The sequence below is a fragment of the Streptomyces sp. SJL17-4 genome (genome assembly GCF_036826855.1).
GTDB lineage: Bacteria > Actinomycetota > Actinomycetes > Streptomycetales > Streptomycetaceae > Streptomyces.
On the sequence record NZ_CP104578.1, the window covers coordinates 1,919,605 to 1,934,923 of the forward strand.

Here is a 15,319-nt window from a genome sequence, read left to right on the forward strand (position 1 = left end):
AGGAACGACACCGTGCGTACCCACCTCGTCGACCGCGTCCGCAACCTCGGCATCCTGGCCCACGTCGACGCCGGCAAGACCACCGTCACCGAGCGGTTCCTGTACCTCACCGGCGCCACCCACAAGCGCGGCGAGGTCCACGACGGCACCACCGTCACCGACTTCGACCCGCAGGAGCGGGACCGCGGCATCACGATCTTCGCCGCGGCCGTCAGCTGCGACTGGGCCGGGCACCGGATCAACCTCATCGACACCCCGGGGCACGTCGACTTCTCCGACGAGGTCGAGCGCTCGCTGCGCGTCCTCGACGGCGCCGTCGCCGTCTTCGACGCCGTCGCGGGCGTCGAGCCGCAGAGCGAGACGGTGTGGCGGCAGGCCGACCGGCACGGCGTCCCGCGCATCGCCTTCGTCAACAAGCTGGACCGCGCGGGCGCGGAGCTCGACAGCGCCGTGGAGTCGATCCGTACCCGCCTCGGCACCGTCCCGCTGCCCGTCCAGCTGCCCATCGGCCGCGAGGACGGCTTCACCGGCGTCGTGGACCTGGTCGGGATGCGGGCGTACGTGTGGGCCGACGGCGCCGACACGTACACCGACCAGCCGGTCCCCGACGAGCTCCGCGACGAGGCCCGGCACCGCAGGCGACTTCTGGAGGAGACCGTGGCGGAGCTGCATCCGGGCGCCCTGGAGGAGTTCTGCGGCGAGGGCGCGCTCTCGGCGGAGACCCTCACGGGCGCGCTCCGCGACCTCACCCTCACCGGCGAGGCCGTGGTCGTGCTCTGCGGTTCGGCGTACCGCAACCGGGGTGTCGAGCCGCTGCTCGACGCCGTCGTCGCGTACCTCCCGGCGCCCTCGGACATGCCTCCGGTACGCGGAGAGGTGCCGGCGGACCCGGAGGCGCCGTTCACCGCGCTCGCCTTCAAGGTGAGCGCGACGGCCACCGGCCGGATGACCTACGTCCGCGTCTACGCGGGCATGATCGGGAAGGGGGACACCGTGCTCGACACCGTCAGCGGCCGCACCGAGCGGATCGCCCGCATCCTGCGGGTCCAGGCCGACCGGGCGACCGAGGTCGACGTGGCGCGCGCCGGGGACATCGTCGCCGTCGTGGGCCCGAAGGGCGCCCGCGCCGGAGCCACCCTGTGCGCCCCGGGCGCCCCGATCGTCCTCGAACCGCCGACGACCGCCGACCCGGTGGTCTCGGTCGCGGTCGAGGCCCGCCGGAGCACGGACACCGGCCGCCTGGCGACGGCCCTCGCCCGGCTCTCCGAGGAGGACCCCTCGCTCGTCGTGCGGTCCGACCCGGAGACGGGCCAGACCGTCCTGTCGGGTCTGGGCGAACTGCATCTGGAGGTCGCGGTGGAGAAGCTGCGGCGCGACCGGGGCCTTGAGGTCACCGTCGGCCGTCCGCAGGTCGCGTACCGGGAGACGGTGGCGAAGGGCGTCACCGGGCTGCTCCACCGTCACGTCAAACAGGACGGCGGCGCGGGCCAGTTCGCCCATGTGGTCATCGACGTCGAACCGCTCGACGAGGGAGAGGAGTTCGCGTTCACGTCGACCGTCACGGGCGGCCGGGTCCCGCAGGAGTACGTCCGCGCGGTCGAGGCCGGCTGCCGGGACGCGCTCGTCGAGGGTCCCCTCGGCGGCCACCCGGTGACCGGGGTCCGGGTCACGCTCACGGACGGCGCCACGCATCCGAAGGACTCCTCGGAGATGGCGTTCCGCACGGCGGGCCGCTTCGCGCTGCGCGAGGCGCTCCGCGCGAGCGTGATGACGCTCCTGGAGCCGGTGACCGACGTGACGGTCACCGTCCCCGCGGAGTCCGTCGGCTCGGTCCTCGGCGACCTCGCGGCCCGCCGCGGCCGGGTGTCGGACCAGACGACCCGCTCCGGTACGGCGGTGGTGGAGGCGACGGTGCCGCTGGCCGAACTCTTCGGCTACGCGTCCCGCCTGCGCGGCCGCACCCAGGGCCGGGGCACGTTCACGACCCGCCCGGCGGGCTATGCGGCGGCGCCGACGCCGATGAGGTGACGTGGGATGCGGCGTAGGGCGTCCGGGCTGCGGTGACCCCGCAGCCCGGACGCCCGGTCGTGCTCCCGGTCCCGCGCCTGCCGTGGGTGACGGCCCCTCACCGTGCGGCGGTCGCCGCTGCCAGGAACATCGGCAGTGCCAGGAAGAGGCGGTCGGCCTCGGCCCGCGCGCGCTGCTCCGCGACCCAGCGGTCCGTCTGCTCACGCGTGACGGCGTCGGCGGAGCAGGCTCCTTCGGCCAGCCCGATGAGCAGCGGCAGCATCACCGGTCCGGTGAAGACGCCGGTACGGACCTCGACCGTCACCTCACCGAAACCGGCGTCCAGCAGCAGGTTGCGGTATCGGCGGGCGGCCCTCGGACCGACGATCCGGTCGGCGCGCGCGTGCACGATCGTGCGGGTGAGACCCGGATCGTCGGAGTCGATGACGAACGTGTCCCAGTCCTGGCCGACCAGAACGATCCGCCCTCCGGGCACGACAACCCTGCGGGCCTCCGCCAACGCCCTCTCCGGTTCGGCCAGTTCATGGAACACCTTGTCCGCCCGGTAGCCGTCCACCGAGGCGTCCGGCAGCGGCAGTCCGGAGGCCCCCGCGATGCGGAAGTCCGCCCGGGGCCACCGGCGGCGGGCGACGGCGATCATCCGTTCGCTCGGGTCCACGCCGACGGCCGTCACACCCCCCTCGGCCAGTTCCGCCACGGCTCGTCCGGCGCCGCAGCCCACGTCCACCACGGACGTTCCGGGTTCGGCGCCGAGCAGGCCGTAGGACAAGGCCCTCAGTTCCCCGGCGCCCGGCAGGCGATCGGCTGCGTCGAGCCGTGCGACGAGGTCGTCCGGTGACGGGCGCGTCAGTTCCGTGTCTCTGGTCATGAGCGCAAGGCTGGGGCTTAATGTCGACATGAAGTCAAGCGAGCACAGCGTGCTTGAGGGCGGGGAGCCTGCGGCGATGAGCATCGGCGCCCTCGCCGAACGCTTCGGTCTGGCCACGCATGTGTTGCGCCACTGGGAGGCGATGGGGCTGCTCGCTCCCGCACGTGACGCCGTCGGCCACCGCCGCTACCGCACCGCCGACCTCGCACGTGTCGCCGTCATCCTGCGTGCCAAGGAGGCGGGGCTGTCCCTGGACACCATCCGTTCTCTGGTCGCCACCGCCGATACCGCGAAGCGCCGGGACACCCTCCGCGAGGAGGCCGAGACGCTTCGTTCCCGCATCGCGGCCGCGCAGGCCTCGCTCGAACTCCTTGAATGCGCCCTCGGCTGCGACCGGGAGGACATCAGCCGGTGCGCCCATGTCCAGCGGACGGTGGCAGACCGCGTCGGCACGGACGCCGCCGCTCCCCGCCCCGTCTGAGACCGTCCGCCCGCCCGCTGTTCACCCGGCCTCGGGTCACCCGGCCTCGGCGCGCCGCTGCCGTCCCAGGTGGACCGTCGACCAGACGAGCGCCAGCAGGAAGAGCACGGCACCGGCGCCGAACACGACGGTGCCCACTGCCGCCCCACCGCCGCCGACGTCGTCCGCGGAAGCGGCCACCCGCGGATCGTCCTCCCGGTACCGGACGGTCAGACGTTCACCGACGACGTTCTTCCCGTGACTGCTCCCCACCGGAAGGTCCGCCACCACGGTCCGCCCCTCGGCCTCGAACCTGACCTTGCATCCCCCCAGGAAGCACCCCGAGCCGGCGGCCACCAGCGTCGCGTCGGCCTGTCGGCCGTCCTGGAGGGAGCGCAGGTGCTGGGCCGCCGGAAGCATCACGAGGCCCGACAGAGCCGCCAGCAGCACTGTGAGCACCAGCGCGAACACGATCGCCGCACGTGGTCCCAGGACTCCCTTGCCCGCGTTCGTCTCGGCGTTCAGGTCATCCACCCCCTTCGGTCGTCTCTCTCTGATCAACGTACCCGTGCGGTCCGGAGGTCAGGAGCCGAGGTCCAGCTCGGCCCGCACGGTCTTCCCTACCGGTACGCGGTCGAGCACCTCCCACCGGGCCGCCAGCGCCGCGACGAGCAGCAGGCCGCGCCCGCCCTCGTCGAGGGGCCTCGGGGCGACGGTGGCCGGACGCCGCTCGCCCCGGGTGTCGGAAACGTCGATCCGGAGCCGCAGCCCGGGTGTGTACGCGAGCGTCAGCTCGAAGTCCCGCCCGGGGACGCGGCCGTGGGTGACGGCGTTGGCGGCGAGTTCGGCGACGAGCAGCGCGGCGGCGTCGGAGACTTCGGAGCCGTACGGGATGTTCCAGCGGTCGAACTGGTGGAGAGCGAGCCGACGGGCGAGGCGGGCGCCGCGCGGGGTCGAGCTGAAGCGCTGGGTGAACACACGTACGGTGACGGTGGCTTCGCGGGTCACGGGGGAGGTCATGGGGCCAATGTGGCGGCGCCCGGGGGGTGTTGCCAGCTCAGAAACTCGTACGCTGCGCAGCGTACGGGTTCACACTCTGGACTGTACCGGTAACTATCAGTGAGCCTGGTTGCGTTCAGCACGAGCACACGGGTACGGGAGGTGGCGGGGTGACGGACGAGGTTCCCAAGGGAAGTGAACCGGAGACGTCGGAGAGCCTGAAGGCTTTCGGGGAGGTGGTCAAGGTCCTCCGCAAGCGGGCGGGCCTGACGCAGGAGCAGTTCGCCCCACTGGTGGGCTACTCGGTCCCGATGGTCGCCTCGATCGAACAGGGCCGGCGGCTGCCGTCCAAGGGGTTCGTGGACCGGGCGGAGGAGGTGCTGGACGCGTTCGGGGTGATCCGGGCGGCGGCGAAGCATCTGACGCGCAAGGCGGGCTTGGCGAAGTGGTTCGAGGGGTGGGCGGAGCTGGAGCCCCTGGCGGTGACGCTGTACACGTTCGAGCCTCGACTCGCGCCAGGACTGCTCCAGACAACCGCCTACGCCCGGACTCTCTTCGAGAAGCAGCTCCCAGCGATGAGCGATGACAAGATGGAGTCGAGCTTGGTCGCCCGCATGGAGCGCACGCGCATCCTCACGGAACACCCGGAGACGATCTTCAGCTTCGTCATCGAGGAGCACGCCCTGCGCCGTCAGGTGGCCACCCCGGAGATCATGCGCGAGCAGATCGACCACATCATCGAACTCAGCTCACGGCGCAACGTCGACATCCAGATCATGCCGCAATCGCGCGGTCACCACGCGGGTCTCGACGGCCCCCTGTGCCTCCTGGAGACCGAGGAGAACGCCTGGTACGCGTACAGCGAGGGCCAAGGCACCGGCCAGCTCATCTCCGACCCCAAAGTGGTCAGCATCCTCCAGCAGCGATATGCCAGGATGCGGACACAGGCTCTGTCCCCTGAGGAGTCCGTGAGCCTGCTGCGGGAGATCCGAGGAGCACTATGAGCACCACTGAACTGGCCTGGTTCAAGAGCAGCTACAGCACCGGCGACGGCGGCAACTGCGTCGAAGTCGCCCTCTCCTGGCACAAGTCCACGTACAGCAGTGGCGACGGCGACAACTGCGTAGAAGTCGCCTCCTGCCCCTCCACCGTCCACGTCCGCGACTCCAAGACCCCCACTGGCCCCCAGCTCGCCCTCTCCCCCATCACCTGGACGGAGTTCCTCGCCGAACTGGGTTGAACCGGCCGCCTGTTCCTAGCCGTTGACGTCGAGCGCCGTCCCGTACAACCGGGTGACCTTCAGCCGGATGACGACCCGGCGCTCGGCGACCAGCTGTTCCAGGAACGCGTTCTCGTCCTCCGGCTTCGCCGCCTGGGGGATCATGGCGAGCAGTTCCCTGCCGGTCGCATCGCCCGGCATGGTCGTCGTCTCGGAGACCTCCGCCTCGCCCTCGGCCACGGCGAAGGACCACACGTCGCCGCCCGGGACGTGCACGGCCGCGCGCGGGTCGCGCCGGAGCTGCTTGGCCTTGACGCGGTCGGCGGTCGTGGAGAACCGCACGACGCGGGCCTCGGGGTCCCAGCTGTACAGCATCGTGGTGAGATGCGGATGACCGCTGCTCTTGTTGGTCGCGAGCGTGCCGAACTGCTGTGTGCTCAGCAGTTCGGAAAGCTCGTCGTCGGACAGAACGCGGGGTGCGGGACCTTGGCTCATGGCCGATGAACCGCCGTGTCCGCCCCCGGTATTCCGCAGTGCCACACGCGGGCGACCGGAGTGCCGTGTGCCAGGATGCCGGGACCGGTCCCCCTCCGCACAGGGCGTGCCGGTACACGCACGACGCGAGGAGCGACACGCATGAGCACGACCCCCGGCGGCTACCTCTCCGGCCTCTTCTCCCTCGAAGGGCGCACGGCCCTCGTCACGGGCGGCAGTTCCGGCATCGGCCGCGCCATCGCCGGCGCCCTGGCCCGCGCCGGGGCGAGCGTGGTCGTCATGGCCCGCAAGGAGGCCGAGCTCGTCGCGACCGTCGACGAACTGACCGCCGACGGCTGCCGGGCAGCCTGGGTGAGCGTCGACCTGAGCACGCGCGAGGGGATCAAGGCCGGAGCCGAGCAGGCGGCGGCGGTCTTCGGTGAGCCGGACATCCTGGTGAACTCGGCGGGGATCAACCTCCGGCCCCCGTTCGGCGAACTCGCCGAGGAGGTCTGGGACACGACGATGACCGTGAACCTGGAGGCGCCGTTCCTCCTCGGTCAGCGCTTCGGTCCGGGCATGGCCGAGCGCGGTTTCGGCCGGATCATCCACATCACTTCGCAGCAGGCGCACCGCGCCTTCGTGCAGAGCGGGGCGTACGGGGTGTCCAAGGGCGCCCTGGAGTCGCTGGCCCGTTCGCAGGCCGAGGCCTGGTCGCCGTACGGCGTCACGGCCAACACTCTGGTCCCCGGCTTCGTGATGACCCCGCTCAACCAGCGGCTCTCCACCGACCCCGAGAAGGTGGCCGCGCTCGCCGCCCGCACCATGGTCGGCCGCAACGGCCTCGCCGAGGACTTCGCGGGTGCGGCGGTCTTCCTGGCGAGCGCCTCCTCCGCGTACGTCACGGGCCAGTCGCTCTTCGTCGACGGTGGCTTCTCCGTCCACTGAGTGACGGGGACCGCCGGCCCCGGCGACGACCAGCCGCGACAGCCCCTGGCTCCGCCACGCTGCGCAGCCGCTCCGGTACGGGCGGTAATAGCGGTAAACCCCCTGCACAGCGCCACGACTTCTGCTGAGATGTACCCCCGGCGGGTAGCCGGACGATCATGAGGGACGGGGATGCGACGGGGGTTCGGAGAACGCTTGGGGCTGCCCAGCGCACTGGGTTCCTTACCCCTCGCCCCGCTCGCACCCGAGTACGGCGAACTGATGGACCATCAGCGCACGGCCGGGTTACGTCACTTCGGAGAGGCTCTGGTCGGGGACGGCGAGACGCTGTCCTTCCTGGACGGCCTCTTCCTGTGCGCCGGGAACCGGCGGCACCACCTCAGCGCGGCCCGGCTGCGTGACCTCGCCGACGCCCATCCGTCGCGGGGCCCCCTCCTGAGGCTCCTCGCCGACATCCAGACCCGCGACGCGGCCGTCCTCCGGCGCGTGCTGCTCCACCAGCTGATCGGGCTCCTCCAGGAGCCGGGAGCACGGCGGAAGGCCGCCGGGCTCGACCCGGCCGAGGCGGCCCTCCTCGAACAGGCCGTCCCCACCGTGCCCGTCCTCGACGCACGGCAGCGCAAGGCGGCCGAGTCGCTCGGCGGGCTCTGGCGCCGGCGCCGGTTACGGGCCGCCGCGCGGGCCCTCGACGCCCTGGGCCCCGCCGCCGTCCGCACCGACCCGGCGCTCTCGCACCTCGCCTCCCGGCTCGCCCGCCGCCTCGGCCGCTGCGACCGCTCGCTCGCCGCCGCACGCGCCACCCGGGACACGGAGGCGGCCCGCACCCACTATCTGGACGCCCTCGGAGTGGCCGCCGACGACGACACGGCGACGCGCGGCCTGATCACGCTGGGCCGCCCCCGGCGCCCCGAGGACGCCCCGCTCACGGCCCGGCTCTCCGGCGACCGGGTCCTCCTCTCCTGGCCGGCGACCGACGGACGGAGCTGGCGCGCGGTCCGTCTCACCCGGGGCACGGACCGGCCGGCCGTCGTCCCCTCGACCGCCACGACGCCCGGGGCCAGAGGAGCCGCCGTCGACCACAGCCCCCGGCGCGGAACCCAGGTGCGGTACGCGGTGTTCCCTCTGCTCGACGGCGTCCCCGACGGGCCTCCGCTGGTCTCGGGGCCGCTCCTGATCGCTCCCGACGCCGAGGACCTCACCGTCACCGACGCGCCCGCGCGGCTCACGGTCCGCTGGACCCGTCCGCCCCGCACCGCCCGTGTGACGGTCGCCCTGCACGCCGCCGACGGCCCGGCGCGCGGCGGCCCGGCGCCCGGCGGCACGATGCCCGGCGGCACGGTGCTCGCGCGCCACGACGCGGGCGCCGACGGCGACACGCACACCTTCACCGGGCTCCGGCCCGGCTCCTACCTCGTCCGTGTCGTCTGCCACCACTCCTCTCCCGAGGGCCGGGAGGTGGAGTCCGAGGGAGTACGGGCCGCCGGTGTCGTCCACGTGTGGCCGGAGCCGCTCACCGCGCTCACCGTGACACCGGACCCCGAGGGAGGCGTCCGGTTCACCGGCCGGGGTGCGGCCGACGCCGAGGTGCGCCTCGTCGCCTGGACCGGCCCGGCGGGGGCGCCGCCCGAGGGCACCGGTCTGCGCACCGACGCCCTGCCGGCCGCGCTCCCCTGGGCCACGTACGGCACCGCGCACCCGGTGACGTCGCCCTCCGCCTTCGCGGGGCGGATCGTCGCGGTGGCCGTACTCGGGGAACGGGCCCTCGTCGGCCCGTCCGTCCTGGTCGACATCCCGGCGCCGGTGACCGGACTCCAGGGCCTGCGCGAGCACGACGGACAGGTGCGGCTCGTCTTCGACTGGCCCGCCGACGCCGGGTCGGTGGAGGTCGAGTGGGAGCAGGAAGGAGCCCGGGACCGCTCCCGGGTCAGCCGCTCCCGCTTCTTCCGGGAGGGGCTGCGGCTGCCGATCGGTCCGGCCTCCGCCCGGATCGGTGTGCGCGCCGCCTCCCGCCACGAGCCGCTCGCCGGGCCGTCCGCCGGGCCGGAGGCCGGGTCACCCGCGCCGCCCGCCGGGTCGGAGGCCGGCGCACCCTCCGTGAACGCCCCGGACGCCGTGGACCCGACCGTCGTCGTCCGGCGTGCCCCCGCCGTGCTCGTCCTCCCCGGGGACGTCGTCGTCTCCTTCCGGCTGGTGACCCGGCGCCGGGGCCTCGCGCGCAGGGCGACGCCCGAGGCGGTCGAAGTGACGGTGAAGGGGGCGGACCTTCCCGGCTCCTCCCCCGCCGGCGCCGACCCGCCCGACACCGCTGACCGCCCCACCCTCCCCGCTCTCCCCGCCCTCCCCGACCTCGTGCTCGTCGGCCGCGTCGGCGACGCCGCCACCGCGCGCCCCCGGCACCCCGAGGACGGTGACGTCCTCGTCCGGCTGACCGGGGCGGAGCTGGCCGCCTCGCCGCGCACGGTCCGCGAGCTGCCCGCCGGGCACCTCCGGCCGCCCTACGCCCTGCGCGCGTTCCTGGCCGGCGAGCACGCCGGCTCCGTACGCCTCGAAGAACCCGCCCTCTCGACCCTGGTGGTGCGCTGACATGACGACGGTGATCTGCCCGTACTGCTTCGACCGTTCCCAGGCCTCGCGCCTCCCGTACCGCTGTCTGATGTCCCGTACCGGCCTGCGCGGGGGCACCCCCTGCGACCCCGAACGGGACGACCTGTGGGCGAGCTTCACGGGCGCCGCGGCGCCCCCCGCCGCGTACATGAGGGGTCCGGTGTTCGCCGCCCCCGGCGGCCTCGGCAGGCTGCGCGGCGGTGGCGGCGGGCGCGCCGAGTGCCCGCGCTGCGGCGTGGCCACGCCCGTGCGGGTGTGCGCGGCCTGCCACAGCGACCTGCCCAGCGACTACTGCGCCCAGGACAGCCGGATCATCGCGCTGATCGGGGCGAAGGCGTCCGGCAAGAGCACCTATGTGTCGGTCCTCGTCAACGAGTTGAGGCACCGGGTCGGGCAGGCGTACGGGGCGGCGCTCGCCGCCATGGGCGACGAGAGCCAGAACCGTGACCGCGAGATGGCGGAGGACCTGTACGAGCGGCTGCGGCTGCCCGGCGCGACCCGGCCCGCCGCGACCGGGTTCAACGACCCGCTGCTCTACCGCCTGAGCCTGCCGAGGCAGGGCCGCCAGGGCAGCCGGCACACGGCGCTCGTCTTCTTCGACGCGGCCGGTGAGGACCTCAAGTCGGCCGAGTCGATGACCCGCTACACCCAGTACCTGAGCGCGGCCGACGGCATCGTCCTGCTCGTCGACCCGCTGCAGCTGGGGGCGGTACGGGACGCCCTGCCCGGGAGCGGCGGGCCGCCCCTGCCCTCCCGCGAGACCCCGGCCCTGCAGATCGCCGCCGACGTCGCCACCCAGCTGCGCTCGCACCGCCGGAGCGGCTCGCGCGGCCGGGTGGACACGCCGCTCGCCGTCGCCGTCACCAAGACGGACACCCTGCGCTCGCTGGTCGACCCGCACTCCCCGCTGCTGCGCAACACCCCGCACTCCGGCGGCCGGTTCGACGAGGCCGACCGGCTCGCCGTCCACGAGGAGACCCGGTCGCTGCTGGAGGGCTGGGACTCGGGGGCGCTCTGGCGGCAGCTGGAGCGGGACTTCTCCACGGTGTCGCTCTTCGGTCTGTCCGCGCTCGGCTCCCCGCCGCCCGCCGACGCCCCCGCCGACGCGCCCAAGTCCGGTCCCCAGCCCGTCCGCGTCGAGGACCCGATCCTGTGGCTCCTCGGACGGCGCGGCCTCATCCCGGTCGCCAAGCCGCCGCGCGACGGCGGCGCCAAGGGGGAGTCCACGGCATGAGCCTGCCCCAGATGCACTACACGTCGGCGCCGCCCGGACCGGACGGCTCCGGCTTCCGGTTCACCGCGGTCACCCCCGGCGTCCCGTCGTCCGTGCTCCGCGAGGCCGAGCAGCTCGTCGGGTACGAGCCGCCCCGGGACGCCCCGTCACGCCCCACGCCCTCGGAACTCGCCCTGTTCCCCGAGATGTTCAGCTACACGCGGCTCTCCGACGGCAGTGGACTGCTCAGCCGCACCGTGTACACGGGCGCCGACTACAGCGGACGGTGGGGCAACTTCCACGCCCACGCCGTCCATCTGACGGCCGGCGACCGGCTGCCCGGCGACCTGCCGCCCATCGCCGCGTGGGGCGCCCCGCAGTGGGCGGACCACTCCCCGGAGGACGGCACCCCACCGCCGCTCGACGCCTTCACCCCGGCGCACTCGGCCGGACTCCGGGCGGAGCTCGCGGCCTTCGCCGCCGCACGGCAGCCCCGGCTCGCGGCCGTCCTTGCCGATCTGCGGCGCCTCGCCGAGTCCCCGCACGCCCCGCAGATCGTCCTGGCCGAGCAGGACACCCGGCGGGTCGCGCACTGGGTGATGCTGGTGAACGCCGCGCTGCCGCACGAGTTCGCCCGCGGCCTGACGTTCACCACGTACACCCGGCGTCCGCAGCAGGCCCGCCAGCAGATCATCGGCGTCCACCCGGAGGACGTCAGGTCCGTGGCCGGGCAGCCGCACCGGTACAGCGTGCACGACTGCTCCGATCCCTCGGCGGCCCCGCCGCCGGTGGCCGACGCCTGGGCACACACGGCGGCGGCCGTCTGGGCCGCCGACGCGTACGAGCTCATCCGGCAGGCGGCCCAGACGGACGGCGCGGAGCCGTTCGCCTCGGGACCGCTGGCCGCGCTCGCGCTGGCGCGGGGCATCCCGGCAACCGAGGACGCGCGGACCGACGCCGTCGCGTGGGTCCGCGCCCACCCCGGAGCCCTCGACGAGACGACGCTCACCCGCTTCCTCAGGGCCGTCTGCGAGGTCGGCCCCGGCGCGCCCGAACTCCCCTCGGACACCCTGGCGGACCTTCTGGGCGCGCTGTACGGACGGGTCCCCGTCGCGCTGACGGCCCCGCTCACCGCGCGGCTCGTCAGCCGGGCCGTACGGGGCGGGACGACGGCCCTGCCGCCGCTGCCTCCGGGGGCGTTGCCCGAGCCGTACCGGGGCGAACTGGCCGCCGAGTCCGGCGACGAGCTGCGCCGGACGCTCCGGGACCCGCTGACACCGCTGAGCCGGACCGTCGAACTGCTGCGGGTGGCACGGCTGCTCGGGGTGGCGCACGACGACCTGACGGCCGGTCTCGCCGAGCGGTTCCGCGACGGCCTCCTGAGCCGGCCCGGCCCCTCCACCGCCGAGGCGCTCCGGGAGACGCTCGCCGAGTCCGGCGCCCTGCGCGACGAGGTGTCCGTCCTGCTCGACTCCCGGGCCTCCGACGACCCGCCGGGCGTCGCCCGCGCCCTGCGGGACACCGGGCTTCCGGTCGACGGGCCGCCCGGGGCGCTGCCCCACCTCCGGATGTGCGCGGCGGCCCCGGCGCTCCGGCCGGAGGGCACGGCGAGCGCCGGACAAGCAGGCCAACGGGCGGCCGACGGGGCCGGGGTACGTCCTGCTGACGGGGCCGCGGTACGGGAGCGCGAGCGGCAGCAGGCGTGGGTCCGAGACCGAAACGGCGAGCTGCACAAGCTGCTCCGGATCGCCGGGGTGTCCCACCTGGAGAACCCCCTCGTGCTGCGCACGGCGTTCGCGCTGGTCTGGGACGACCGCGTACCGACGGCGGCCGAGGCGTCCCAGCTCCTGAACGAGACGGGAGCCCGGCTGCTCATCGCCGCCGAGACCTGGGACCAGGTGGTGGCCGCCGCGGTCGACGCGCCCGTCGACGACAAGGAGGCCCCGGCCCTCGCCCGGCAGCTCCTCGCGGCCGCGCCCGACGCCGTCGGGCGTTCGATCCTGGACGACCTGAGGCTGCTGTCGCTCGTCCACGACATGGAGGAGCGGAAGGGCGACGCCGACCCCGCCCAGGGAGGCTGGACGGCCCGGGTCCGGGCCCTCGCCGGCTCCGCCCGCCCGAACGTCCGCAACCGCGCCACGGCCGCACTGGCCCGGCGGCTCATGGGCCCGGACCGGCCGGAGGGTGAACTCGGGGAGCTGGCCCGCAGCGACGACGGCGACCTCATCGACGCCTACGCCTCGGCGGCCCGTACGCCGGTCTTCCGCAACGTGCTGCGCGCGACCCCCGGCCGTGTGGCGGACTGCTTCCTCGCCTGGACCGCCCACGCCGGGGCGAGCCCGCGATGGGACCTGACGCGCCGGGCGCTCCTCGACGAGGTGCTGCGTCCCGTCGTCCAGGACTTCACCGACGGGGAGGTCTTCTCGGTCGAGCAGGCGCTCGGGCGTCTGTCGGCGAGCCGCGCGGCCGCCTTCCAGGAGTGGAACCGGCCGTCGGGCGGTCTCGGCCGCCTCTTCCGGCGGCGCGGGCGCAAGCCGACGACGCCGACGACGCCCTGGCGGGGCGACGTCACACCGCCCGAGGGGAAGCAGGGCCGATGACGGCGAGACGACTGACGTCGGCAGGGCCGATGACGGCGCGAGGTACGACGGCGCGAGGACTGACGTCGGCAGGGCCGACGACGAGGAGGCGGTCGACATGACGGGTGCCGAACTCGCCGGGATCGCCGTCGACGTGCTCGTGGCGATCACGGGCGTGACCGCGTTCCTGGTCTGCGTGGCCTACGCCTTCTGGGTGTTCGTCGCCACGGCCTGCCGGAGCGCGGGACGGGCCCTGGGGCCGTTCCGGGCGGGGCGGTCCGACGCGCGGGTCCTCACGATCGGCACGGAACCCGCCCACCCCTCGTACTGGCCCCAGCAGTCGTGGATCGACGCGGCCGGCGCCGTGGGCCGCTCCTACCGCGCGCTGTGGACGCTGTGGTGGGCCCATTGGATGGTCACCGTCGCCGGGCGGCTCCTCCTGGGCCGACGGCCGGCCACGAACGCGCGGGGCGCGAACGCCTTCACCCGCCTCATCCTGCGGCTGGTGGCACCGGGCACGGCGATCGGCGCGACCGCCGCCGCGCTGCTCGCCGCCGCGCTCCACACCCTCGTCCTCGTCGTGTTCTGCGTCCTCGTCGCCGTCGTCTGGTCGTCCTGGGTCCTGACCGTCGCCGTCGTACGGGGCGTGGAGCGCGGCTCGCTGCTGCTACGCGGCGTACGGACCGTCTGCCCGCACCCCGGCTGCCACCGGCCCTTCCCCCTGGCGGCCCACCCCTGTCCGCAGTGCCGCGCGGTCCACACCTCGCTGCGGCCCGGGCGGTACGGGGTGTTCCGGCACGCCTGCCGGTGCGGTGCCCGGCTGCCCTCCTCGCTCCTCTCGGGCCGCGGCCGGACACCGGCCGAATGTCCCTCCTGCGCACGGCCGTTGCCTCCGTCGGTGGGGACCACGCGGGTGGTCCACGTCCCTCTGATCGGCGGCTCCTCCTCCGGCAAGACGATGCTCGTGGCGGCCGTCGTGGCGGGTCTGCGTTCCTGGTCGGAGCGCGGGAACCTCACCATGGAGTTCGCCTCGGACGCCGACCAGCAGGACGGCGAGGCACTGGACCGGCAGCTCGACCGGAACGACTGGGCCAACAAGACGCAGGGCGACCAGCGGGCCTGGATGATCCTGGTGGGCAGGGGACGGCGACGGCGCCTGCTCTACCTCTACGACCCCATGGGCGAGTCACTGCAGCAGGCCGACCGGGTACGCGAACAGCAGTACCTCGCCCACGCCGACGGCGTCCTCTTCGTCGTCGACGTGCTGGCCGACCGTACGGTACGGCGCACCCTGCACGGCGCCGACGACACCCTCGCAGACGGGGCCCGGCCCGCCGCCCAGGGGCCCGTCGACACCTACCAGGGGCTCACCGGCGAACTCGCCGCGCTCACCGGCGGCCGCGGCGACCTCCCGGTGGCCGTGGTGGTCACCAAACGGGACGTGCTCGACCGCATCGAGGCGCTGCCCGCTCCGGGGGCCCGGGTCGACGAATGGCTCACCGCCATCGGCCTCGGCGGGCTCGTCCGCGGCTTCACCCACGACTTCAGAGCGACGGGCTTCTGGGCGGTCAGCGCCTCCGCGGCCACCGGCACCGGCGCCCTGGACAGCGAGCGGCGGCGGGCGGCGGAGCCGGTCCTCTGGCTGCTCGCCCGCTCGGGACTGAGGGTCGGCGCGCTGGTCGAGTCGCGGGGGCCGGTCCCCCGGCAGGGACGCCGCACCGACACCAGGAAGCAGGGGGTACGACAGGGATGACGGTGGTGACCCCGCGCGTGGCGCGGTCCCGCAAGGCGGTCCTGGCGCTGTTCGTGACGGCCTGCGTCGTGGTGTTCGGGGCGGCCGTGTACGGCGTCCTGTACGCGCTGCCCGGCCTCCTGGAGGAGCTGCGGCTCCTGTGGGAGGAGTCCCCCCGGTGGGAGGAGTCCTGAC

Annotated in this window: 14 protein-coding genes; 10 read left to right on the forward strand and 4 right to left on the reverse strand. The window is 74.2% G+C overall.

Features of this window, described 5'->3' with window-relative positions:
* The first annotated feature begins 12 nt into the window (after positions 1 to 12).
* Entirely contained in the window at positions 13 to 2,028 is a 2,016-nt protein-coding gene (gene fusA, locus N5875_RS08470; RefSeq protein ID WP_338492655.1) for an elongation factor G, read from the forward strand.
* Between the two features lie 97 nt (positions 2,029 to 2,125).
* Here the strand turns inward: fusA and N5875_RS08475 are convergent, their stop codons facing one another.
* Positions 2,126 to 2,896, reverse strand: a complete 771-nt coding sequence (locus N5875_RS08475; RefSeq protein WP_338492657.1) for a methyltransferase domain-containing protein — start codon at positions 2,894 to 2,896, stop codon at positions 2,126 to 2,128.
* Positions 2,897 to 2,972: 76 nt separating this feature from the next.
* On the opposite strand from N5875_RS08475, the gene N5875_RS08480 reads away from it, so the two are divergent.
* Entirely contained in the window at positions 2,973 to 3,377 is a 405-nt protein-coding gene (locus N5875_RS08480) for a MerR family transcriptional regulator (protein WP_318212053.1), read from the forward strand.
* A gap of 36 nt (positions 3,378 to 3,413) precedes the next feature.
* Here N5875_RS08480 and N5875_RS08485 read toward each other — a convergent pair whose 3' ends face one another.
* Entirely contained in the window at positions 3,414 to 3,890 is a 477-nt protein-coding gene (locus tag N5875_RS08485) for a DUF3592 domain-containing protein (RefSeq protein ID WP_338492660.1), read from the reverse strand.
* A gap of 48 nt (positions 3,891 to 3,938) precedes the next feature.
* Complete coding sequence (locus N5875_RS08490) at positions 3,939 to 4,376, reverse strand: ATP-binding protein (RefSeq protein WP_318212055.1); 438 nt, start codon at positions 4,374 to 4,376, stop codon at positions 3,939 to 3,941.
* Positions 4,377 to 4,525: 149 nt separating this feature from the next.
* Between N5875_RS08490 and N5875_RS08495 the strand changes: the two genes are divergently transcribed.
* A complete protein-coding gene (locus N5875_RS08495) occupies positions 4,526 to 5,359 on the forward strand; it encodes a helix-turn-helix transcriptional regulator (protein ID WP_338492663.1) in 834 nt (277 codons plus the stop codon).
* Complete coding sequence (locus N5875_RS08500; protein WP_338492665.1) at positions 5,356 to 5,595, forward strand: DUF397 domain-containing protein; 240 nt, start codon at positions 5,356 to 5,358, stop codon at positions 5,593 to 5,595. Before N5875_RS08495 ends, N5875_RS08500 begins: the two co-directional genes overlap by 4 nt.
* Positions 5,596 to 5,610: 15 nt before the next feature.
* Here the strand turns inward: N5875_RS08500 and N5875_RS08505 are convergent, their stop codons facing one another.
* Positions 5,611 to 6,069, reverse strand: a complete 459-nt coding sequence (locus tag N5875_RS08505; RefSeq protein ID WP_338492668.1) for a PPOX class F420-dependent oxidoreductase — start codon at positions 6,067 to 6,069, stop codon at positions 5,611 to 5,613.
* A gap of 141 nt (positions 6,070 to 6,210) precedes the next feature.
* On the opposite strand from N5875_RS08505, the gene N5875_RS08510 reads away from it, so the two are divergent.
* From N5875_RS08510 to N5875_RS08535, 6 genes are all read left to right on the forward strand, one after another.
* Positions 6,211 to 6,996 carry an SDR family oxidoreductase gene (locus tag N5875_RS08510; RefSeq protein WP_318212059.1) on the forward strand — a complete coding sequence of 262 codons (786 nt, stop codon included), beginning with the start codon at positions 6,211 to 6,213 and terminating at the stop codon, positions 6,994 to 6,996.
* A gap of 261 nt (positions 6,997 to 7,257) precedes the next feature.
* Positions 7,258 to 9,579: a hypothetical protein gene (locus N5875_RS08515; RefSeq protein WP_338492671.1), complete on the forward strand. Its 2,322-nt coding sequence runs from the start codon at positions 7,258 to 7,260 to the stop codon at positions 9,577 to 9,579.
* Position 9,580: 1 nt separating this feature from the next.
* Complete coding sequence (locus tag N5875_RS08520) at positions 9,581 to 10,834, forward strand: hypothetical protein (protein WP_318212061.1); 1,254 nt, start codon at positions 9,581 to 9,583, stop codon at positions 10,832 to 10,834.
* Entirely contained in the window at positions 10,831 to 13,413 is a 2,583-nt protein-coding gene (locus N5875_RS08525) for a GTPase-associated protein 1-related protein (RefSeq protein WP_338492674.1), read from the forward strand. The genes N5875_RS08520 and N5875_RS08525 overlap by 4 nt, the downstream gene beginning before the upstream one ends.
* A 97-nt stretch (positions 13,414 to 13,510) precedes the next feature.
* Positions 13,511 to 15,145 (forward strand): hypothetical protein, encoded by a 1,635-nt coding sequence (locus tag N5875_RS08530; protein WP_338492677.1) that lies wholly within the window; start codon positions 13,511 to 13,513, stop codon positions 15,143 to 15,145.
* Positions 15,142 to 15,318, forward strand: a complete 177-nt coding sequence (locus N5875_RS08535; RefSeq protein ID WP_318212064.1) for a hypothetical protein — start codon at positions 15,142 to 15,144, stop codon at positions 15,316 to 15,318. Before N5875_RS08530 ends, N5875_RS08535 begins: the two co-directional genes overlap by 4 nt.
* Position 15,319 lies beyond the last annotated feature (1 nt).